Consider the following 21,663-nt stretch of genomic DNA (forward strand, 5'->3'; position numbering starts at 1 on the left):
TTAGCTGAGCCCTCCCTTTGTTAGTCGGTGTAGTATACACTCGCGTTTTTAATTTGGAGCAAGCAACACCATGGGCTATTTATTTGCAGTTACCCTTCTTTGGGCGTTTTCGTTTAGTTTAATTGGTGTGTATTTAGCAGGCCAAGTTGACGCATGGTTTAGTGTGTTAATTCGTGTTGCTTTAGCAGCGTTAGTATTTTTGCCTTTTTTAAAGAAAATCCCCACCCCGCTTGCGTGTAAACTCATGCTGATAGGCGCACTGCAACTGGGGGTTATGTATGGCTTTTATTACCACTCATTTTTGTTTTTAAGTGTGCCAGAGGTGCTGTTATTTACTGTAATGACCCCGCTTTACATTACGCTTTTAAACGATGCGCTTAATAAACAGTTTAATCCGCAGTTTTTTATCGTTGCGTTTATTGCCGTATTAGGTGCTATTACCATTCGTTATGAAAACTTAGACAGTAACTTTTTAGTCGGATTATTACTGGTTCAAGGCGCTAATATTAGTTTTGCCATCGGCCAAGTAACCTACAAACGATTAATGCTTAATAAACAACTCGATGATAAAACCGTATTTGGTTGGTTTTTTATTGGCGCACTGATTGTTGCAAGCGCCTGTTACGCCTTATTTGGTGATCTTAACAAATTACCAAGTACCTCAACTCAATGGGGCATACTAATTTATTTAGGCATTGTGGCATCCGGTTTAGGGTACTTTATGTGGAATAAAGGCGCGACGCTTGTTAATGTTGGTGCGCTGGCGGTGATGAACAACTTGCTTATTCCTGCCGGTATTATTGTTAATGTGCTTATTTGGAATAGAGACGCAGACCTACTTAGATTAAGCATTGGGGGGGGAGTGATGCTGGTTGCCTTAGTGGTAAACCAAATAATGACTAAATCAGCAAATTAATCACTCTGTAGTGAAATTGTCATTAATAATTAGTAAGGTAGCGTCCACTTTTATTTTTAAGGACAAATAATGAAGCGCATACCTTTTCTAACAACTTTTTTATTATTAAGCTCACTTACTGGCTGTGATGACGATGTAAAAATAGTCGAAAAAGAAGTGGTTGTTACCAACACTGACGTTGAAATTGTTGAAGTAGCACAAGGCACTAATATTCAACTAGGTACTCGCCCAGACTACCTAGTTGACGATATGGCTAGCAGCGCACTAAAAACAAAATTAGAATCGTGCAAAGAAGGCCCTTTTTATCGTACTGATTTTTCAATTGGTCACCGCGGTGCTCCAATGCAATACCCCGAACACACTAAAGAATCTTATATTGCAGCCGCTCGTATGGGAGCAGGTGTTGTCGAATGCGATGTAACCTTTACCAATGATAAAGAGCTAGTATGTCGCCATTCTCAGTGCGACTTGCACACCACCACTAATATTTTAGCCATTCCAACATTAGCTGCTAAATGCAGTGAACCATTTACCCCAGCAAACTCTAACAGTGGCACGCCTGCTTCAGCTAAATGTTGTACCAGTGATATTAGTTTGGCAGAATTTTTAACCCTTGAGGGCAAGATGGATGGCGCAAACACCAGTGCCACCAATGTTAGCGATTACATGAAAGGTACACCAAGTTGGCGCACTGACTTATACGCCACCTCAGGTACACTCATGACCCACAAACAAAGTATTGCACTCTTTAAAGAGCTGGGAGTAAAAATGACCCCGGAGCTTAAATCCCCTCAAGTGAGTATGCCCTTTAACGGTATGACCCAAACACAATACGCACAAAAAATGCTGGATGAATACACGCAAATGGAGGTACCCGCTTCGCGAGTGTATCCGCAATCATTTAATTTAGCCGACGTAGAATATTGGATTAACACTAATCCTGAATTTGCAGCGCAGAGTGTCTATTTAGATGGGCGCGACAGCAATGCAGGGTTTGATCCAAACAACGCAGCAACATGGCAGCCAAGTATGGCAGAGCTCGTAAACGACGGCGTTAAAATTATTGCACCCCCCATTTGGATGCTATTAAGCATAGATAACGACAGTAATATTGTTCCCTCACAGTACGCTATTGACGCTAAAGCCGCGGGGCTTAATATCATTGCATGGAGTCTTGAGCGCTCTGGCCCTCTAAATCAAGGCGGCGGTTATTATTATCAGTCAATTAGTGATGTTATAGATAACGATGGCGATATGTTCACTGTGGTTGATGTGTTAGCGCAAGACGTAGGTGTAATGGGTATCTTTTCCGATTGGCCTGCAACCGTAAGCTACTATGCTAGCTGTAATAACATGCCTGCAAGTATTTAGACTTTAAGGCGTGTTTATTTTATCGCGCTCAGTTACCATATATTTTATATATTATTTAATTGAGCGCTTTTATGATCATCCAACACCACCATGCTGACTTGCCTACCCCAACGGGGTTAATGCGCACTACAGTTTATCGCCCACACGCTCACGGGCAATTCCCAGCCATTATTTTTTACTCTGAGATTTTTCAGCAAACCGCGCCTATTGCTCGCAGCGCTGCTATTTTAGCAAGCCATGGCTTTGTAGTACTTGTGCCAGAAGTATTTCATGAACTTAACCCTATCGGGACAGTGCGTGCTTATGATGATGCGGGTAAAGATAAAGGCAATAACGATAAATGGGCAAAACCGCTTGAATCCCACGACAGCGATACCCAAGCGTTAATCGACTTTGTGCAAACACACGATTACTGTACTGGCTCTGTGGGTGCAATGGGTGTTTGTATTGGTGGGCATTTAGCGTATAGGGCCGCATTAAACCCAGCAATAAAAGCTGCTTTTTGCTTATATGCCACTGATATTCATAGCGATACACTTCCCGCACAAAAAGGGAATAATTCATTTGAACGTATGGCCGATATACAAGGTGAAATCCACTTTATTTGGGGAAAACAAGACCCTCATGTGCCACAACAAGGTCGCGACAAAATTTATCAACAAGCGGTTAGTACGGGTATTAATTACCAATGGCAAGAAGTGAACGCGCAACATGCCTTTATGCGTGATGAAGGCGAGCGGTACGATGCAGCACTTGCTATCACCATGTATCAACAAGCCGTTGCTTTGTTTAACCGAGTGCTTTAAGCGCTATTATTTAAGCATACCTAATGCGGTATGTTGCTTTACAAAATACGCTTTTAAATAATCAATAAACAAACGCAGTTTTTTAGAGCCCGCCGCCCCAGGCGGGAACACCCCATAAAGCTCAATGTCTTTGCTTTTATAATCATCGAGTATAATTTGTAGCAAACCCGCTTGTACTTTTGGCCATGCATCATAAAGTGGAATACGACCAATACCATGCCCCGCCTCTACAAACGCAGTGCGTGCAGCAGCGTTATTGGTGCTTAAACTACCTTGCATTGTAATATCGACCTTTTTTCCTTCTTTTTGTAAGGTCAGCGTTTTACTGCCTAATTGATAAACCACCCATTGATGCTTTGCCAACTCATCGGGTGTGGTGGGTTTACCAAAATGCGCAAAATAATCGGGCGCACCACAAATACAGGTACTCATAGTGGTGAGCTTAGTGGCTTGTAAGTTCGAATCGCGCAGTGCAACCCCTCTAATTGCAAAATCAAACCCGTGCTTAATAATATCCACCACATCATCAGTTAGCTGTAAATCTATATCAATTTTAGGGTACTGACGTTTAAAGGTATTTATTGCCGGTACAATTAACTGCATCCCTACATTTACTGGGCAACTTATTTTTAATAGCCCTTGAGGTTCACTTTTTATATTTTCTATTTGCTGATTAGCGGCATTAGCTTGCTCTGTAATAACACGGCAACGCTCATAATAGGCCATTCCGGCTTCGGTTAACGCCATAGTGCGGGTAGAACGGTTAAGTAGCGTCACTTCGAGCTGTGTTTCTAATTTTTTTAAGTGATAACTCGCTACGGCACGGGTCAGCCCTAATTGTTTTGCCGCTGCAGTTAAGCTGCCCTGCTCTACAATTTGTGCAAATACCACCATGCTTTTTAACTGTTCAAACGAGACTTTCATAGGTGCTCCAATGCGGTTTTAACTTCAACCCTCTTATTGTATCAATTATTGAATCAATTAAGTTAAATTTATCATCGTTGTTTAAAGCTCTCTTAGTGCATATAGTATTTACCAAGCAAGATTAATTAATTTAAATCATCATAAGGAATACCTTACATGGCTAAAAAAATACTAATGGTTCTTACATCACATGCAGAGCTTGGTAACACAGGCGAAAAAACTGGTTTTTGGGTAGAAGAATTTGCAGCCCCTTATTACGCATTTGTTGATGCAGGTATTGAAGTAACATTGGCTTCTCCAAACGGCGGTCAGCCACCGATTGACCCAACTAGTACACTTGCTGATTTTCAAACTGAGGCAACCAAACGTTACGATGCAGACAGTGGTGCACAAACACTGATGGCAAATACCAAAGTTTTAAGCGAAGTAAACTCTTCTGATTACGACGCCGTATTCTACCCTGGTGGTCACGGCCCTTTATGGGATTTAGTCGATAACACCGATTCTGTATCGCTCATTGAAAGCTTTATTAAAGAGCAAAAGCCAGTCGCTGGCGTGTGTCATGCAAGTGCGGTATTTTTAAATGTTAAAGACGCTGATGGCAATGCATTAGTCGCCGGTAAAAAAGTAACGGGCTTTACTAACAGCGAAGAAGCTGCTGTACAACTTACTGACATTGTTCCATTTTTAGTTGAAGACGAACTTATCAAAAAAGGTGGCGATTACCAAAAAACCGACGATTGGGGCGTGCTTGCTCTTGAAGATGGTTTATTGATCACCGGTCAAAACCCAGCAAGCTCAGAACTTGCAGCTAAAAAGCTATTAACTAAACTAGGTTAATAGCAGCCAACAACTCAAATCAGCACAGCATTTTATGCTGTGCTTTTTTAATTGCTTTTCATTACCTTATACAATTCCTATACTGGCAACACTTTCGGTAAATTAGGATCACACTATGGCCACTAAACCAAACACGCTTTCACTTATTACCAGTACCCGTTTTGCTATTTTTAGCATTATTATTATTTGTTTTGTATTGCAGCTTATTAATAGCCTACCTGGCATTAATTTAAACGGTTTAGGTATTTATCCAAGAAGTATTCAAGGGTTGGTTGGTATTCTTTGTGCTCCCTTTTTACACGGTAGCTGGTGGCATTTTGCCAGTAATATGTTGCCATTTGCTGTATTAAGCTGGTTAATTTGCCAGTACAGCGTACAGCGCTTTTATAGTGTATTTATATTCACCGCTTTAGTAGGTGGCTTATTCGTTTGGATGTTTGCCCGCAGTAATATTCATGTCGGCTTAAGTGGCGTTATTTATGGATTATGGGGATTTATTTTATGCTATGGCATTGTAAGACGTTCATTTAAATCGATTTTTATTGCTGTTATCGTAGCTTTTTTATACAGTGGCTTTATCTGGGGCGTATTACCGCAGCGTTTTCATATCTCGTTTGAGAGCCATTTTTTTGGTGCATTAAGTGGATTGTTTTTAGGTTATAAACTAGCAAAAGCAGATAAATTAAAAAATCAGCAAGCAACAACTAAAACACGCGTTTAATAAAAATAGAGGTTATTTATGAGTGAAAACAACGAATACATCCCGCCTAAAGTATGGACATGGGACAGTGAAAGTGGTGGTAAATTTGCTAGTATAAATCGCCCCATTGCAGGCGCTACTCATGAAAAAACATTACCGATTGGCGAACATCCATTTCAGCTTTATTCGCTGGCAACACCCAATGGCCAAAAAGTTAGTATTATGTTTGAAGAGCTTTTAGAGCTTGGTTTAACCGATGCCGAATACGATGCGTATTTAATTAATATTGGTGAAGGCGATCAGTTTGGCTCTGACTTTGTTGATATCAACCCGAACTCAAAAATACCCGCGCTGATGGATCATTCAACCACACCGCCAACACGCATATTTGAGTCAGGTGCTATTTTACAATACTTAGGCGAAAAATTTGATGCCTTTATTCCTAATGATCTCAAAGCCAAAACAGAGTGTCGTAACTGGCTATTTTGGCAAATGGGCTCAGCACCTTACTTAGGCGGTGGGTTTGGCCACTTTTACAGTTATGCACCGAGTAAAATGCAATACCCGATTGACCGCTTTACCATGGAAACTAAGCGCCAGCTTGATGTACTAAACCGCCATTTAAGTGACAATGAATACATGGCAGGCAGTGAATATTCAATTGCCGACATTGCTATTTGGCCGTGGTATGGCTCACTGGTTTTAGGTGACCTATACGACGCGGCAGAGTTTTTAGATGTTGCATCTTATACCCATGTGGTTCGTTGGGCTAAACAAGTGGCTGCACGCCCAGGCGTAAAACGAGGTCGTCGCGTTAATCGTACGTGGGGCCCGGAAGAAGAGCAAATGGCAGAGCGCCACACGGCCCAAGACTTTAAATAAAAGTCAAAAAAGTTCAATAAGCCAGCTGCTTAGCTGGCTTTTTTATGTCCATTAATAAAAAAATACTGAATCATATTTCAGTTTTATATTTTTATAAAAAATTAAATAATTTCCTTTTAAAACAGGAAAACACGCCAAAATAGACTAACTTTAATAAAAATTACTAACATAAAGTTTATTATGCAATCTTTGGTTTGTGTACTCCTCTTAAGTGTACTTTATATTGCAGCACTTCCTTTAAGTGCACGCAGCGAAGATCTGAAAACATTAACGCTCTACCATGACTCAGACTATTCAAACCATTACGAATCGGCCTATGCAATGAAGATGGGGGTGCTGACTGCTTTAGCTGAGATTAATAATAACGTACAAGATTATCAGCTGACACTGATTGAAAAAGACAACCGAGGTAATTCGAATCGCAGCTTATTGCACATGCAGCAGTTTCTAAAAGACCCCAATGCACTGGTTTTTATTGGTGGATTGCACTCCCCGCCCTATATAAAAAACAGAGAGTTCATCAATAAAAACAAACTATTACTATTACTACCTTGGGCTGCCGGAGGGTCTATTACGCGCTACCCTAGTGATGATAACTGGGTATTTAGGCTCTCGGTAGATGATACAAAAGCCGGTTATAGAATGGCCCAATTTGCAACGCAAACTCTAAATTGCAAAAATCCGCTCTTACTTTTAGAAGACACGCCATGGGGAAAATCAAACAACAACACCATGCTTAAGGCCTTTGGTGATATAAAACCACAAGTAAAATGGTTTAACTGGAACACAAAAATAAATAACGCCAAATTAATGCTGCATCAAATAAAAAATACACCTGCAGAGTGTATTTTATTTGTTGGAAATGCCATTGAGGGGGCTGTATTTATAAATGCGATGGCAAGTTTTGCCAAAAATGAACGCCTTCCTATTGTTAGTCATTGGGGAATAACGGGTGGGGATTTTTTTGCCAACGTTGAGCAAGCCATAAAATCAAACTTGAGCTTACATTTTATACAAAGCTGTTTTTCATTTTTAAAAACGCCGCAAACCGCTTTAACTAAAAATGTTATAGCACAAAGCTTATCCCTCAAGCCTACCCCTGTAGCACCCACTGAGTTAATTTCTCCGGCTGGATTTATTCATGCCTACGACTTAACAAAACTATTGTTACAGGGCATATCACAAATAACTTTAACCGATAATACAGAGCACAACAGAGCAAAAATTAAACATGCACTTGAAAACTTAACCATGCCAGTTAATGGCTTAATAAAACAATACCAACGTCCTTTTGCTGTGTGGTCAGCTAATAATATTGATGCCCATGAAGCGCTTGGTTTTGACGATTTATGCATGGCAAATTATCAGCCAGATGGAAAAATACACATTATCGAAAACCCAATAGGCAATGTTGAGTAATGCGAGCATTAATAAATAAAAAACTTAAGCTCTCAACAAATAATGCTTTTTATACTTTTTTAGCATTGAGCTTAATATTATCAGTGACTATTTCTTTACTGTTTGTTGGTCATCGCGCAAATACAGCTATTTATGATTTGCAAAGTAAAAGTCTTGAGATTGAATCTAAACTCACCACCAGCTACCTCACACTATTTTTAGAAACAAGAACACAAATTCTTAATGACCTTGCTCGTCAACCTATTTTATCTAACGCCATAATGGGGTCAGACACCTCAAAAGCGCTACTCCAAGATTACCTTTTTCAATATAAAATAATGGGTAGCACCGAAAAAATAACGATTATAAACGTATTAAAAGAGGTGGTTTTTAGTAACGACCCTTCGCTTAACGAGCTGAGCATAATTGAGCAACCATGGATAAATAGCTTACTTGAAGAGCATACAGAAAAGGCGGTGATATTAAATAAGCCAACCAATACCGACCTATTCACCATTGCGGTGCCTATAAAATATAATAACTTTACTGAGGGCGTGCTTATGGTGCAATTTAATACGCCAATGACCCAGTTACTACCGACCGACTTTGACCGTGAAAGCCATGGACTGACTTTAGCAGGCCCATGGGTTTATTATTCTAATTTAAATCAAGATGACGAGTATGTCAGTATTAACCAAAACCTCATTGGCAATACAGATATAACATTAAACTACTACATTACTAGCAATTTAATTGCTGCTAAAACTACTCGCTTCATAATCGATATTGCTATATCAATTATTGTAAGTATGGCTTTATCGTCGTTATTCCTGTTTGTATTTGGTCGGCACTTACTACTAAACCCGTTTAAGCTTTTAGAATCCTCAAGAGAAGCGATAAAGCAAAGTGAAGCGCGTTACGAACTGGCGGTTAAGGGCAGTAATGATGGTATTTGGGATTGGGATATTGTTACAAATGAAGTATATTTTTCTCCCCGTATTAGCGTATTGCTTGGCTACGACGAAAACGATAAAAACGCTTTGCCTCACTGTGCTGATGCACTTTATAAGTTACTTCACCCTGATGATATAACCAAGCATAAAAAGCAAATAGCAAATCATTTAATTAGCAACACTCCCTTTAATTACGATTATAGATTAAAAACTAAATCAGGCGCTTATCGTTATTTTACAGTAAAAGGGATGGCACTGCGCAATGAGCATAATAAAGCAATTAGAATGGCAGGCTCTGTAACTGACATTACTGAGCAAAAACGTTCTCAAAAAGCATTAAAACAAGCAAAAGAGCAAAATGATTTATTAGCGCAGGCAATCGAATCGTGTAATGTGGGTATTACTATAGCCGATGCGAGTGTGCAAGGCTTTCCTTTAGTCTTTTTAAACTCTGAATTTGAAAAAATAACAGGCTATAGTAAAGAGGAAATGCTAGGAATAAATTGCAGCTTACTTCAAGGGCCAAACACCGATAAGAACGCAATAGATATTATTACTAATGCAATAAAAACATTAAAAACTCAACGTATAGAAATACTAAATTATAAAAAAGATGGCACGGGTTTTTGGAATAGCCTACAAATCTCACCTGTTTTTAACGAGCAGCAACAGCTCACAGCTTATGTGGGAATTCAGCAAGATATCACTGAGCAAAAAGCAGCGAATCAATTATTAATTGAAGCAAAAGCGGCGGCTGAACAGGCTAACATTGCCAAAAGCGAGTTTTTAGCAGCAATGAGTCATGAAATTCGCACGCCTATGAATGGCGTATTAGGCATGCTTAATTTGATTTTAGATAGCTCATTAAATGAAAAACAACACCATCAGGTAAGCATTGCACTCAATAGTGCAAACTCCTTATTAAATATTATTAACGATATTTTAGACTTTTCAAAAGTGGATGCCGGTAAGCTTGAGCTTGAGGAGTTAGAGTTTAACCTTTGTAACATGCTCGACGATTTTATCGAAACAATAGCAATTCATGCCCACAGTAAAAATATTCCGTTAATGCTAGATATAGAGCATCTTGAATACGCTTTTGTCATTGGTGACGCCGGACGCCTCAAACAAATTTTAACAAACTTAGTAAATAATGCGCTTAAATTTACTCATAAAGGCGAAGTGCAAGTTATTGCTAAACTCACACCGATTAACAATAATCAAATGCGTTTTAACTGCCAAGTAATAGACTCTGGCATTGGTATTTCTGCAGCCCAACAAGCCAAGCTATTTAAATCATTCTCTCAAGTTGACTCTTCAACAACACGAAAATATGGAGGCACGGGCTTAGGCTTAGCGATTGTTAAAAAGTTATGCCACCTAATGGAAGGTGATATACAGGTACAATCTAAAGAAAATAAGGGCAGTAACTTTAGCTTTAATGTTGTTCTAAAACGCAGTAAAAACCCACAAAAAGTATTACCCCCTGTAGATATATCATCGTTAAATATTTTAATTGTGTGCAGCAATCAAACTCAATCTTCTATCTTACACAAGCAGTTTACTAAATGGGGAGCAACAGCCGTAATCAGCCCATCCGCAAAGCAGGCTGTGCAAATATGTCAGCAATATATCGAAAAACAAAACCTTTGTTTTGATTTAATTATGATTGATATGCAGCTAAGTGACGGCGATGCTTTAACCTTAAGTAAAACCCTTGATAAAGAAGTAGATCTTATGGCTGCGCATGTTGTTTTAATGACCACGGGTGAGCTAAATAAACAGCGCGATTTATATCAAGCGTCTCGGTTTTCAGCCATTGTTACAAAGCCCATAATCACACAAAATCTTTTTAAGATGCTATCGACCTGCTTTAGCGATAAACAGCATAGTAATAGCAGCCTCATTACTGAGGATTTATCTGACACTCAGCCTTTGTCGAGCGATGATATTGTGTGGGACAAAAACATTCGTATTTTACTGGTTGAAGATAACAACATTAATCAAATCGTCGCCTCTACCACGCTTAAAAAAATAGGAATTAATAGCATTGATATTGCAGAAAATGGCCAGCACGCGCTCGAATATTTAAAACAAACAACTTCCCATAACCCGTACTCACTCATTTTAATGGATTGCCAAATGCCAGTGATGGATGGTTACCAAGCCACAACCCATATAAGAGTAAATGAAGCTGGAAGTAAAAATCCCCCAATTACTATTATTGCTATGACAGCAAACGCTATGGTGGGCGATAAAGCTAAGTGCTTACAGGTTGGAATGAACGACTATATTTCTAAGCCCATTGCACAAGACATATTATTTAAAAAACTTCTAAAGTGGTTGCCATATGAGCTTAAAAACAATGAGTAAAGTAGATATGTTAACCATATCATCTTAATATATATAAATATTTGTACTTATACAGCGGTAAAATAGAGTGAAAAAACTAACAAAAGAGCAAATTTATAAACGCTTAAATAACGAAGAAGATGCTCGCGCGTGTAAGGCCATTGACGATAACGCATGCCAAGAAGTCCCCGGTAATTTTATTACTTTACTGCTAAGCCAACTGTTTAGTAAGTTTGCTGATGCGCTACTCAACCCCAAAATAACGCTGCCGTGGTTAATGCAAAGCTTAAACGTGCCAGCGAGTTTTATTGCTTGGCTAGTACCTATTAGAGAGTCGGGTTCACTACTGCCGCAGTTGGCCATTGCTGGTTTTATCCGCCAATTGCCTATTCGTAAATGGGTGTGGGTTATTGGCGCTATTGTGCAGTCTTTATGTATTTTGGCTATGGTTGGTGTCGCGTTTACACTTGAGGGCAAGCTTGCGGGTTACGCCATTATTGGTTTATTAATTTTATTTAGCTTAGCTAGAGGGTTTAACTCGGTGGCCGCAAAAGATGTGCTTGGAAAAGTTATTCCTAAGCAACAGCGCGGTAATATTAGTGGCTTAGCTGCCAGTATTGCCGGTTTTGCCACCTTAACGTTTGGCTTGCTCATGTGGTTTTTTTCACAACAAAAAGATCAAAACACCGTCATTATAGCCTTAGCACTCGGTGCAATAATGTGGGTGATCGCGGCTTTTTTTTACAGCCAAATAAATGAATATAAAGGGGCAACCGATGGCGGTGAAAATGGCTTGCTGCATGCGTTTTCTAAACTTAAGCTGCTTTATAAAGATAAACAATTTGCCCATTTTGTTGTTACCCGTGCGCTACTTTTATGCTCAGCTCTGAGCGCCCCTTTTTATATAGTTTTAGCCAGTAAACAGTCTTTTGAATTTTCTCTGCTTGCCACTTTTATTGCCGTTTCTGGCTTTGCTAGTTTAGTCTCGGCGCCTATTTGGGGCAGGCTCAGTGACTTATCCAGCCAGCGTGTGTTAGTGCTTAGCGCTATATTAGTCACATTTAATGGCTTAGCCGTATTTGTTATTGCCACTTGGTATAGCGCACTACTGCTAAATTGGTGGGTTATACCTATATTGTATTTTTTACTCTCAGTTGCACACCAAGGCGTGCGTTTAGGGCGAAAAACTTACCTTGTTGATATGGCTGAGGGCAATAAACGCACCGATTATGTATCGGTAAGTAACACGGTAATTGGGGTGTTATTACTACTTCTGGGTAGTATAGGTTTACTCGAGGCTTTTTTATCAACCGCTGAGCTAATTTTACTTTATAGTACCCTTGGTTTTTTAGGTGCTATAAGTGCATTCTTTTTACCACAAACCGAATAATAGGTTACCAACATTGCTTTATAACTGTGGGCGCTTTAATGCAAATTTGTCTTTCGTGGTACTAAAATAATCGCCGCCCATTTTACCCACCGCATCTAAACGCGTTGGATCAATATATCCGTTCACTAAAACGGTGTCGTCGAGAAAAATACCCACTACATCTAACAGCATCATTTGCCCACCGCTTGGCTCATCTGAAATAGTAATCACCTCTCGCAACTTACATTCATAGCGCACTTTTGACGCAGCAGCACTTGGCACACTGACTAATTGGCTGGGGGTACGCTGTATATTTGCAGCATCAAACTCACTCACGTCACGTGGATAGTTAGCGCAGCTTTGGTTCATTTGTTTAACAAGCGAATGGCTAACAATATTAACTACGCACTCTTTGGTAGCGAGTAAATTATTTAACGTATCTTTATTTGCATTATCGCGAGGGTTTACCTGCGTTACGCTTAAAACCGGCGGGTTACAACTAGCAACAGTAAAAAACGAATAAGGCGCAATATTAGCAACCCCCTCCTCATTTAACGTGCTTACCCACGCAATCGGTCTTGGGCTTATACCGCCCACTAAGTAGCTATAAACAGAGTGATTGCTATTATCGGTTAAATTTAAAAACATGGTTTCTCACTTTTAATCTTAAAAAACTAAATCGGAAAATCGCTACGCTGCGTACAAGTTAAATAATTACTTCATAGCATTTTTAAATAATACATTGAATCCATGCGCATAAAAATAAACATAGTCTGGTTTAAACGTGACTTACGCCTAAGCGATCATCAGCCTTTAAAAAATGCGTTTAGTAACGGCCTGCCTACCCTTTTAGTTTATAATTTCGAACCTTTACTGCTTGATGATGCGCATTACAACGAGCGGCATTGGCGCTTTGTATATCAATCTATTTGCGACTTAAACACTCAGTTGGCTCGCTTTAACAGCCGCGTATATATATTTAATGAAGATATGCAAACCTTGCTTGAATCGCTTCACTCGCAGTTTGAAATCACAAACCTCTTTAGCCACCAAGAAATAGGGCTAAACAATACCTTTGAGCGTGACATAGCAATTAAAGCCTGGTGCCAACACCATCATATTAACTGGTTAGAGTCGCCAACGGGGGCTGTGATACGTGGCAAAAGAAATCGCAGTAATTGGAACGAGCGCTGGCAACAAACCATGCAAGCACCTATTGCTATACCTAATTGGAAGCAAATAAAACCACTTGCTCTTACTGGTTATCAAACACCTATACTGCCGAGCGCCTACACGCAAGATAATGAACATTTTCAGCACGGGGGCCCTCGACTTGCCCGTGAAGTAATGCAAAGCTTTTTTGCTGAACGCGGTAAGGGTTATCAAAAAGGAATATCCAGCCCAAGCTTAAGCCGTACACATTGCTCTAGGTTATCGCCCTATTTAGCGTGGGGGAATATCAGCCTGAGGCAAGTGTATCAAATGGCGATTGACGCATACCATAGCACTTCTGCTGATAAAAAAGGGTGGAAGCGCCCACTTGCCGCGTTTGTATCACGCTTGCATTGGCATTGCCATTTTATGCAAAAGTTTGAAAGCGAATGCACCATGGAATTTAAAGCGCTAAATCCGGGTTACCATGCATTTCCGTATCGTGATGACGCCCAGGTTACTAGCGATATTGAACGCTGGGCACAGGGGCAAACTGGTGTTCCTATTATTGATGCCTGCATGCGCTGTTTAAAAGCCACCGGTTATATTAATTTTAGAATGCGCGCTATGCTAGTTAGCTTTGTAACGCATCATTTAAACATCAGCTGGCAACAGGCAAGTTTTCCGCTGGCTAATTACTTTTTAGACTTTGAACCGGGAATTCATTACCCACAAATTCAAATGCAAGCCTCTGTCACCGGTATTAATACCATTCGTCATTACAATCCAATAAAGCAATCGGAGGATCAAGACCCAACCGGTGCGTTTATAAAAAAATGGTGCCCTGAACTTGAAAAGCTCCCCATTGAATATTTACATCAACCTTGGGAGCAAACGCCCATGGAAGCGCTATTTAACGACTTTAAACTAGGTGAAGACTACCCTGAGCCGATGCTTGATTTAACCACCGCCTCAAAAGAAGCCCGCGAACGGCTATGGCAATACCGAGAGCGGCCCGATGTAAAACGCGCCATAGGTAAAATTCTTAAAAAACACGTGGCTCCGACTCAAAAAATCACCCGTGTAAAACGCAAAACTCGCAGTAACAGCAATAAAGAGAACACCTAATTATGGCGCACAAAAAACTTAACTTACCGCAAAAAATTTGTCCAGTATGCAATAAGCCGTTTGCGTGGCGTAAAAAGTGGCAACGAGATTGGGATAACGTTATTTATTGCTCAGAGCGGTGCAAACGCAGCAAATAGCCGCTTATAAAAACCAATACACGCATATTCGCTTTAATCTCACTTTATATCTTACATAGCTGTTATAGTGGTTAACGTTTCAACTTGTTATTCAATGCAAGTTAACACTCTACCCTCTGCCTGCTCAACATTCATTACACCTAGCACAGCTAATTAAAAGAACACCCTTTACCAAGCATTATTTTTACAGCCATGGCGTGAGCTTGCCTGTAAAACCCCTCTTTGTTTGTTAGCGATGTAGCATTATTCGTTTATAAACTCAGCATACTTTAATCAAGGATATAGCATGAGTGAATTAACTATTGGCGTAATTGGAACATCACGTAAAACAGATGAAAGACGCTACCCTATTCATCCTGCGCATTTAATGCGTATACCTGAAAAACTCAGAAAAAAAATGATTTTTGAGCAAGGTTATGGCGCGGCATTTAATATGAGCGACGAAGAAATTGCAGCACTGACAGGCGGCATTGCCACCCGCAGTGATATTTTAACCCAATTAGGCACCGTCATTATTGCCAAACCAGTGCTTGCTGATTTACAAGAGCTTAAAGAAGGCGGCACAATTTGGGGCTATGTACATTGCGTACAACAACAAGCAATTACCCAAGCTGCCCTTGATAGAAAGCTTACTCTTATTGCCTTTGAAGACATGTTTGTATGGTCACCACAGGGGAATGTGGGCCGTCATACTTTTTATAAAAACAATGAAATGGCTGGTTATTGTGCGGTGTTACATGCTCTGCAACTAAAAGGCATTGATGGCCATTACGGTAATCAACGTAAAACCATTATTTTTAGTTTTGGCGCTGTTAGCCGAGGCGCTATTTATGCATTAAAAGCTCATGGTTTTAGAGATATTACAATTTGTATACAGCGCCCCGATCATGAAGTGCGTGAAGAAGTACTTGATTGTCATTATGTTAAAGTACGCCCAGGCATTGAAGGCGAAGCTCGTATGATAGTGGTTGAGCACGATGGGTCGCAGCGTCCGCTTACTGAGCTTATTAGCGAAGCTGACATTATTGTTAATGGCACCTACCAAGAAACCGCAAACCCCGTCAATTTTGTGATTGAATCTGAAGCCGATTGCTTAAAACCCAATAGCCTTATAATAGATGTAAGCTGTGATGAAGGAATGGGATTCTTTTTTGCAAAGCCAACAACATTTAAACACCCAATGTTTAGCTATAAAACCACGGATTATTACGCGGTTGATCATACCCCTAGCTACTTATGGGAAAGTGCAACGCGCTCTATTTCTGCCGCGCTCATTGTATACTTGCCAACTGTTTTAGCCGGCCCAGAGCAATGGCAAAAAGACGAAACCATTCGCCGCGCTATCAATATTGAACACGGAATAATTAAAAACAACGCTATTTTAGCGTTTCAAAACCGTGAAAGCGCCCCGCCTTATCACCTGCAAATAGCTGATATAACCTAAATTCGGGATAATAAATAATCCCAAACATAACGTGGACCTTGTTTATTAAATTATTTGGCTTCTATTTTGCAACTATCTATGTAAATAACGCTTTTTAGCTGTTTTACCGTGTAGTGTTTACAACGTATTGCAAACACTACACGGTATGACTAATTAACCTAAAAAGCCTACACCCTCAACAAGGAGAACATAATGACGATTAAAAAATCTGCAAGTTCAACATGGTCTGGTGATATTAAAAAAGGGAAAGGTTATATCTCAACGCAAAGTGGCGCATTAGATAACCAGCCGTATGGGTTTAATACCCGCTTTGAAGATAAGCCAGGATCAAACCCAGAGGAATTAGTGGGTGCAGCACATAGTGCCTGTTTTGGTATGGCTTTATCGCTGGCACTTGGTGAAGCGGGCTTTACCGCTGAGAACATAAACACCGAAGCAGTGGTTAGTTTAGATGAAGTGGATGATGGCTTTGCCGTGACGCACATTGCCCTTGAAGTAAATGCAACCATTGCAGATATTTCAAATGAGCAATTTCAAGCATTGTGCGAACAAACCAAAAAAGGCTGCCCTATCTCAAAATTATTAAATACTGAGATTTCGCTTAACGCCACACTTAAGTAAATACCGAGTGTATTAAGCTAGGCGCAAAGCGCTTAAAGCTCATGAAAAGTAAGGTTATGCGCATGTAAAAAAGCCATAACCTTATTGCTACTTTTTCATTAATCATAGAAATAAAGGCACTGTTTAATCGCAGTGAGTTACAAAAAGGTTAAACAAAAACAGTTAAATAGATTATGTAAAATATCAATACTTTGTTAGGATTAAGGGCAGGCTTAACCACACCTTATTTTGTAGGTTAAAACAAAGGGTACGATGAATGAATGATAAATCACTAAATTGCGAAAAAGTATCTTGTAGCAATTGCGTTGATTCGAATGAACTAGATTTTGACTTTACCATGGCATTTCAGCCTATTGTAAATTGTCAAAATAATACTATTTTTGGATATGAAGCACTTGTCCGTGGTTTAAATAATGAATCGGCCTACTCTATTATTTCTCGTGTTAACGATACTAACCGCTATACGTTTGATCAGTTATGCAGAATTAAAGCGATTGCACTTGCATCAAAGCTAGGTGTAGATTCGATGCTTAGTATTAACTTTTTACCAAACGCTATCTACAAGCCAGAGCGTTGTATTCGTACCACCCTAGAAGCCGCTAAAAAGTATAACTTCCCTACAACAAATATTATGTTTGAATTTACAGAAGTCGAAAAAATAGAAGACAGCGCACATGTAAAACGTGTTGTGAGCTATTACCAAGAATTAGGCTTTAAAACAGCCACCGATGACTTTGGTTCAGGCTATTCTGGATTAAACCTATTAGCCGATTTTCAAACTGATATTATCAAGCTTGATATGGCGCTGATCAGAGATATCGACAAAGATAAAAATCGCCAGGCAATCGTAACTCACTGTTTAAACATGTTTAGCGCGCTAAATGTTACAGCTCTGGCTGAAGGCATTGAAACCGTTGAAGAATATCAGTGGTTAAAACACGCAGGTATTGAGCTAATGCAAGGTTACTTATTTGCAAAACCAGGGTTTGAATGCTTGCCAGAAGTTGATTTTCAATAGCACACCGTTGCTATAAAAAAACCGCCGTTACGGCGGTTTTTTCGTATTAGATATAGGTTATATATCCAAAATTACATATTCCCCAGCTCTATCATCATTGCGGTATACATACGTAAATTAAGTGCTAATTGCTCAAGGGTAATAAACTCATGTTCTGAGTGCCCGGTGTAGCGTTTGCCCGGCATAGATGGGCCAAACGACACGGCATTATCAAATAGCTTGGCATTTGTACCGCCCCCTATTGAAACAAAATCAGCGTTTTTATCACCCGTATAATGCTTAAAAATATCAAGTAGCTTTTGCGCATGGGGTGCGCTATCTAAAAGCATGGGCGTGCCAATGGTGGTTTTAATGTTAGCTAACGTAACCTGATTAGCCGTTTGCCAATTAGCAAGCGCAGTATCAATTTGTTGTTTAAGTAACGTCTCATCTTTACCAACCGGACGGCGAGCATTGACCGCTAAAGTAAGCGCATTACCCTCACGTTCAATAACCGTAGGCGCTACGGTCATTGGCCCCATAAAGTCATGTTCATAAGCAATTTCGCCAAACTGTTTACCGTGAATATCTAAACCAATAAGCTGATTAACAAAATCAATGAGCTGGCCATCACTGTTGTTTTCAAGCTCAACGTCTTTAAATATTTCAGCTAAATAAGCAATGGCGTTAACGCCTGATTCCGGTTCAGATGAGTGAGCCGACATGCCTTTAACACTTATGGCCAGCGCGTTATTTTGCTCTGTAAAATTAAATTCAACTTGCTTAAGTGTGTTAGCTTTTGCTTTTAATTGATTAATTAATGTTTCGTTGGCGTTATGTAATAATAGGCTGGCATCTTCAGGGATTTGACTGGCAAATGCGCCGCCGGTTACATCACTGACATACACACCTGTTTGTGGTGATGTTGCATCAAATGTTGGCGCAATTAAGCTCCAGCCTTTTTCAGCAACCACTACAGGGTAAGAGGCATCAATGGTTACCGCATACTTTGGTTGCTGATAAGTTTTCATAAACTCAGTTAACGGCCCCCAGTCAGACTCCTCCGCTAGGTAAATCATTAATTCAATACGATTATCAAGCGCTATGCCTTTATCTTTTATCGCCTTCATGGCGTACATTGCAGTCGCAATAGCGCCTTTGTCGTCTTCGGTACCTCGACCAACCAACTTACCCGCCTCTGAGGTGTCAATAACAAATGGGCTTTGCTTCCATTTGCTGGCATTAGCAGGTTGTACATCGCCATGAGTTACTATGGTTACCTTTTCAGTTTGTTGCCCCATACCAATAAGTACGGTGTAACCTAAATCTTGATAATCAAAACCAAGCTCAGCCGCTTTCATTTTTAGTAACGCTTTAAAGCCAATAAAGTCGGGATTTTGTGGTGCGCTAACATCACTTTTATTAACCGTTGGAAAAGACACCAAATTTGTGAGTGTATGTACTTGCGCACTTTGGTATGTATTTACAGCGTAATCAGCCACGCTGTCATTAATTTTATTTAATTGTGCATGAGTATTAAAGGCCAATAAAGCGATACTAGCTAAAGCTAACTTTTTCAAAACAAATCCCATTTAATTAACAACCAAGAACCATAATTATAACGCCCTTGTTTAATAACAAACAACGCTTTGCGACAGAGCGTAAAACCGCCACTATATTTATCTAACAGCTTTACTAAAGATGCCTGTATAATGCGCACCTTAAAATTACGGGGTTAATCATGAATCGCAGAAAAAAGATCATTACAAAGTTTAATAACAAAGATAAGCGCGCAAATGCAAAATTACATAAAAGTAATAAACCTGCTTATGTGTCTAAAGCTGAACGTGAAAAATTAGCATTACTGGCTCAAGAACAGCAAATAGAGTCTATAAACGATGAAACATGTTTATAAATCAATAAAAACAAAAGCCTGGAACAAAAGTAAAATAAAAGTTAATAAATAGTTGCAAACTAAACACCTAACTGTAATATTGAACATTCAGCAACAATGCTGAAACACACCAATAATCACTTAGGAGGCATAAATGAACAAACTATTTATTATCACTCCTAGTGCTCCTCAAGAATGTTCTGTCGACTATCATTTAAGTGAATGGTTCGACGAATAAAAAAACCTGAATAATTTAAAAGCAATAATGCCTCGCAGTAGGAAGGCTTCTATGTAATTAAAATTCAGGTAACAATAATGAAAAGAAAACTCTCAATTCTTAATGGATCACTAGCCGCGTGCATGTTTTTTTCGTTTGCAAGTAATGCTTGTTTAACAAACGAAGTTGAATCAAACGACACTGAAAGCAATGCAAATTCCCCACTTTGTAGTAATACCACCATTGCAGGCTCGTTGAGTCGAAATGATACTGATTGGTTTAGATTCGAACTAACGCAAACCGGACCTATTGAAGTTAATCTTGACCATCATACTCGTGATGACTTTGACTGGGCATTATATCAAGAAACGGGTTCGGCCCTAGCCGAAGGAGCGACCAGTAATGTACCAGAAACAGGCAGTTATAACGCGCAATCAACGGGTACTTATTATGTAAAAGTAACGCGTTACTCGGGTACAGGTTGGTACGATCTAACAGTCAATTTTGGTGAAGGTAGTAACACCGGTGGCGGAAGTGGTAACGGTGATTGTGGCTATAGTTCTCGCCCTGCAAAACCAGGTTCATTACAAGCATATTTACAAGGTGGCAGTGCTGATTCATGTAGCACATTAACAGCTGATCAAGGTGCTGTATTACTGATGGGTGGTGGCAGCGATGTTGATCAAGCATTTAGTAATCGCGTTGCCAACCATGTTGGCAGCGGTGTCGATGTTGTTGTGCTTAGAACCTCAGGTACTGACGCCTATAACAATTATTTACTGAACTTAATGAATGCCGACTCAGTAGAAACACTGATCATTGATACTCGCAACAAAGCGAATGATGACTATGTTGACTGGGCTATCCGCAGTGCTGAATTTGTATGGATTGCAGGCGGTGACCAATCTGATTATCTTAATCAATGGCAAGGTACAAAAGTACAAACCGCTGTGCAACACGTTTTTGATAAGGGCGGTGTCGTTGGCGGAACGTCTGCAGGCATGGCATTAATGGCAAACAGCGTGTACGACCCAGATGGCGTTGCTGGTGCAGTATCCGATGAAGTAGTCACTGACTTTTGCCACGAAACACTTAACTTCAGCAGTCGCTTTATTGATGTGCCTGTTTTAGACAATAGCTTAACCGATACGCACTTCCAAGAACGTGACAGAATGGGGCGCGCCATCGTGTCTTTAGGCCATCACAGCAATCAGTACTTTTCTATTGCAGCCAGTGAGGCAACCTCACTGTTCATCGATGCCTCTGGTACAGGTGTTGTTGACGGCAGCAATGAAGTTTACATCTTTAAAGAAACGGCTAATACGCAAAGAGTAACATTGCAATGTGGCAGTGCTGTTAACTATCAAAATGTTAATAGAATAAAGCTACTACCTGGTGATAATTACAATGTGGTTAGCCACGCTCATAATGGTATGCAACTAGACGTGAGCATTAATGGTAATAACAACAACTTCTATTCCCCTATCAATCCTTATTAATCCCCCAGTTAAGAGCCCTTTGGGCTCTTTTTTAACTGTCGCAAAAATAATAACTAAATAAAC

19 protein-coding genes are annotated in these 21,663 nt (G+C 39.9%); 16 read left to right on the forward strand and 3 right to left on the reverse strand.

Translation table 11 applies throughout. The features are described from left to right. Positions 1-70: 70 nt before the first annotated feature. From BM380_RS09160 to BM380_RS09170, 3 genes are all read left to right on the forward strand, one after another. Positions 71-916, forward strand: a complete 846-nt coding sequence (locus tag BM380_RS09160; RefSeq protein ID WP_024602854.1) for a carboxylate/amino acid/amine transporter — start codon at positions 71-73, stop codon at positions 914-916. Between the two features lie 69 nt (positions 917-985). Further along, positions 986-2,287 carry a glycerophosphodiester phosphodiesterase family protein gene (locus BM380_RS09165; protein WP_090494056.1) on the forward strand — a complete coding sequence of 434 codons (1,302 nt, stop codon included), beginning with the start codon at positions 986-988 and terminating at the stop codon, positions 2,285-2,287. Between the two features lie 71 nt (positions 2,288-2,358). After that, positions 2,359-3,093 (forward strand): dienelactone hydrolase family protein, encoded by a 735-nt coding sequence (locus BM380_RS09170; RefSeq protein ID WP_090494058.1) that lies wholly within the window; start codon positions 2,359-2,361, stop codon positions 3,091-3,093. 6 nt (positions 3,094-3,099) lie between these two features. Here BM380_RS09170 and BM380_RS09175 read toward each other — a convergent pair whose 3' ends face one another. Next, on the reverse strand, positions 3,100-4,017 hold the full coding sequence (locus tag BM380_RS09175; RefSeq protein ID WP_033103835.1) for a LysR family transcriptional regulator: 918 nt from the start codon (positions 4,015-4,017) through the stop codon (positions 3,100-3,102). A 156-nt stretch (positions 4,018-4,173) separates the two neighbouring features. Between BM380_RS09175 and BM380_RS09180 the strand changes: the two genes are divergently transcribed. From BM380_RS09180 to BM380_RS09205, 6 genes are all read left to right on the forward strand, one after another. After that, complete coding sequence (locus tag BM380_RS09180) at positions 4,174-4,857, forward strand: type 1 glutamine amidotransferase domain-containing protein (RefSeq protein WP_024602858.1); 684 nt, start codon at positions 4,174-4,176, stop codon at positions 4,855-4,857. Between the two features lie 115 nt (positions 4,858-4,972). Then, positions 4,973-5,578, forward strand: coding sequence for a rhomboid family intramembrane serine protease (locus BM380_RS09185; protein ID WP_090494060.1), 606 nt, complete (start codon positions 4,973-4,975; stop codon positions 5,576-5,578). 18 nt (positions 5,579-5,596) lie between these two features. Then, a complete protein-coding gene (gene yghU / locus BM380_RS09190) occupies positions 5,597-6,439 on the forward strand; it encodes a glutathione-dependent disulfide-bond oxidoreductase (RefSeq protein WP_090494062.1) in 843 nt (280 codons plus the stop codon). A 180-nt stretch (positions 6,440-6,619) separates the two neighbouring features. After that, a complete protein-coding gene (locus BM380_RS09195; RefSeq protein WP_090494063.1) occupies positions 6,620-7,858 on the forward strand; it encodes an ABC transporter substrate-binding protein in 1,239 nt (412 codons plus the stop codon). Further along, positions 7,858-11,163, forward strand: a complete 3,306-nt coding sequence (locus tag BM380_RS09200; RefSeq protein ID WP_090494065.1) for a PAS domain S-box protein — start codon at positions 7,858-7,860, stop codon at positions 11,161-11,163. The genes BM380_RS09195 and BM380_RS09200 overlap by 1 nt, the downstream gene beginning before the upstream one ends. A gap of 67 nt (positions 11,164-11,230) precedes the next feature. Beyond that, positions 11,231-12,532: an MFS transporter gene (locus tag BM380_RS09205; RefSeq protein WP_090494066.1), complete on the forward strand. Its 1,302-nt coding sequence runs from the start codon at positions 11,231-11,233 to the stop codon at positions 12,530-12,532. Positions 12,533-12,550: 18 nt separating this feature from the next. On the opposite strand, the gene BM380_RS09210 is transcribed toward BM380_RS09205, so the two are convergent. Further along, positions 12,551-13,159 (reverse strand): flavin reductase family protein, encoded by a 609-nt coding sequence (locus BM380_RS09210; protein WP_090494068.1) that lies wholly within the window; start codon positions 13,157-13,159, stop codon positions 12,551-12,553. Between the two features lie 102 nt (positions 13,160-13,261). Between BM380_RS09210 and BM380_RS09215 the strand changes: the two genes are divergently transcribed. From BM380_RS09215 to BM380_RS09235, 5 genes are all read left to right on the forward strand, one after another. Then, on the forward strand, positions 13,262-14,791 hold the full coding sequence (locus tag BM380_RS09215; RefSeq protein ID WP_090494070.1) for a cryptochrome/deoxyribodipyrimidine photo-lyase family protein: 1,530 nt from the start codon (positions 13,262-13,264) through the stop codon (positions 14,789-14,791). 2 nt (positions 14,792-14,793) lie between these two features. Further along, complete coding sequence (locus BM380_RS09220) at positions 14,794-14,928, forward strand: DUF2256 domain-containing protein (protein WP_010391223.1); 135 nt, start codon at positions 14,794-14,796, stop codon at positions 14,926-14,928. A gap of 286 nt (positions 14,929-15,214) precedes the next feature. Then, the gene (locus BM380_RS09225) at positions 15,215-16,372 is read left to right on the forward strand and encodes a N(5)-(carboxyethyl)ornithine synthase (RefSeq protein ID WP_090494072.1); all 1,158 of its coding nucleotides are present in this window, start codon (positions 15,215-15,217) and stop codon (positions 16,370-16,372) included. A gap of 192 nt (positions 16,373-16,564) precedes the next feature. Continuing rightward, entirely contained in the window at positions 16,565-16,993 is a 429-nt protein-coding gene (locus BM380_RS09230; RefSeq protein ID WP_013464424.1) for an OsmC family protein, read from the forward strand. A 256-nt stretch (positions 16,994-17,249) separates the two neighbouring features. After that, positions 17,250-18,011 carry an EAL domain-containing protein gene (locus BM380_RS09235; protein WP_058154340.1) on the forward strand — a complete coding sequence of 254 codons (762 nt, stop codon included), beginning with the start codon at positions 17,250-17,252 and terminating at the stop codon, positions 18,009-18,011. A gap of 71 nt (positions 18,012-18,082) precedes the next feature. Here the strand turns inward: BM380_RS09235 and BM380_RS09240 are convergent, their stop codons facing one another. After that, entirely contained in the window at positions 18,083-19,570 is a 1,488-nt protein-coding gene (locus tag BM380_RS09240) for a dipeptidase (protein WP_090494242.1), read from the reverse strand. A gap of 161 nt (positions 19,571-19,731) precedes the next feature. On the opposite strand from BM380_RS09240, the gene BM380_RS09245 reads away from it, so the two are divergent. Further along, a complete protein-coding gene (locus tag BM380_RS09245) occupies positions 19,732-19,905 on the forward strand; it encodes a DUF2986 domain-containing protein (RefSeq protein WP_013464421.1) in 174 nt (57 codons plus the stop codon). Positions 19,906-20,199: 294 nt separating this feature from the next. Then, on the forward strand, positions 20,200-21,600 hold the full coding sequence (locus BM380_RS09250) for a pre-peptidase C-terminal domain-containing protein (protein WP_090494074.1): 1,401 nt from the start codon (positions 20,200-20,202) through the stop codon (positions 21,598-21,600). Positions 21,601-21,663: the final 63 nt, after the last annotated feature.

Source organism: Pseudoalteromonas sp. DSM 26666 (assembly GCF_900116475.1).
GTDB classification, from domain to species: domain Bacteria; phylum Pseudomonadota; class Gammaproteobacteria; order Enterobacterales; family Alteromonadaceae; genus Pseudoalteromonas; species Pseudoalteromonas tetraodonis.

Bases quoted from the DNA above. Each gene is read 5' to 3' on its own strand.
- BM380_RS09160 (WP_024602854.1), top strand. From the start codon at position 71: ATGGGCTATTTATTTGCAGTTACCCTTCTTTGGGCGTTTTCGTTTAGT.
- BM380_RS09165 (WP_090494056.1), top strand. From the start codon at position 986: ATGAAGCGCATACCTTTTCTAACAACTTTTTTATTATTAAGCTCACTT.
- BM380_RS09170 (WP_090494058.1), top strand. From the start codon at position 2,359: ATGATCATCCAACACCACCATGCTGACTTGCCTACCCCAACGGGGTTA.
- BM380_RS09175 (WP_033103835.1), bottom strand. From the start codon at position 4,017: ATGAAAGTCTCGTTTGAACAGTTAAAAAGCATGGTGGTATTTGCACAA.
- BM380_RS09180 (WP_024602858.1), top strand. From the start codon at position 4,174: ATGGCTAAAAAAATACTAATGGTTCTTACATCACATGCAGAGCTTGGT.
- BM380_RS09185 (WP_090494060.1), top strand. From the start codon at position 4,973: ATGGCCACTAAACCAAACACGCTTTCACTTATTACCAGTACCCGTTTT.
- yghU (WP_090494062.1), top strand. From the start codon at position 5,597: ATGAGTGAAAACAACGAATACATCCCGCCTAAAGTATGGACATGGGAC.
- BM380_RS09195 (WP_090494063.1), top strand. From the start codon at position 6,620: ATGCAATCTTTGGTTTGTGTACTCCTCTTAAGTGTACTTTATATTGCA.
- BM380_RS09200 (WP_090494065.1), top strand. From the start codon at position 7,858: ATGCGAGCATTAATAAATAAAAAACTTAAGCTCTCAACAAATAATGCT.
- BM380_RS09210 (WP_090494068.1), bottom strand. From the start codon at position 13,159: ATGTTTTTAAATTTAACCGATAATAGCAATCACTCTGTTTATAGCTAC.
- BM380_RS09215 (WP_090494070.1), top strand. From the start codon at position 13,262: ATGCGCATAAAAATAAACATAGTCTGGTTTAAACGTGACTTACGCCTA.
- BM380_RS09220 (WP_010391223.1), top strand. From the start codon at position 14,794: ATGGCGCACAAAAAACTTAACTTACCGCAAAAAATTTGTCCAGTATGC.
- BM380_RS09225 (WP_090494072.1), top strand. From the start codon at position 15,215: ATGAGTGAATTAACTATTGGCGTAATTGGAACATCACGTAAAACAGAT.
- BM380_RS09230 (WP_013464424.1), top strand. From the start codon at position 16,565: ATGACGATTAAAAAATCTGCAAGTTCAACATGGTCTGGTGATATTAAA.
- BM380_RS09235 (WP_058154340.1), top strand. From the start codon at position 17,250: ATGAATGATAAATCACTAAATTGCGAAAAAGTATCTTGTAGCAATTGC.
- BM380_RS09245 (WP_013464421.1), top strand. From the start codon at position 19,732: ATGAATCGCAGAAAAAAGATCATTACAAAGTTTAATAACAAAGATAAG.
- BM380_RS09250 (WP_090494074.1), top strand. From the start codon at position 20,200: ATGAAAAGAAAACTCTCAATTCTTAATGGATCACTAGCCGCGTGCATG.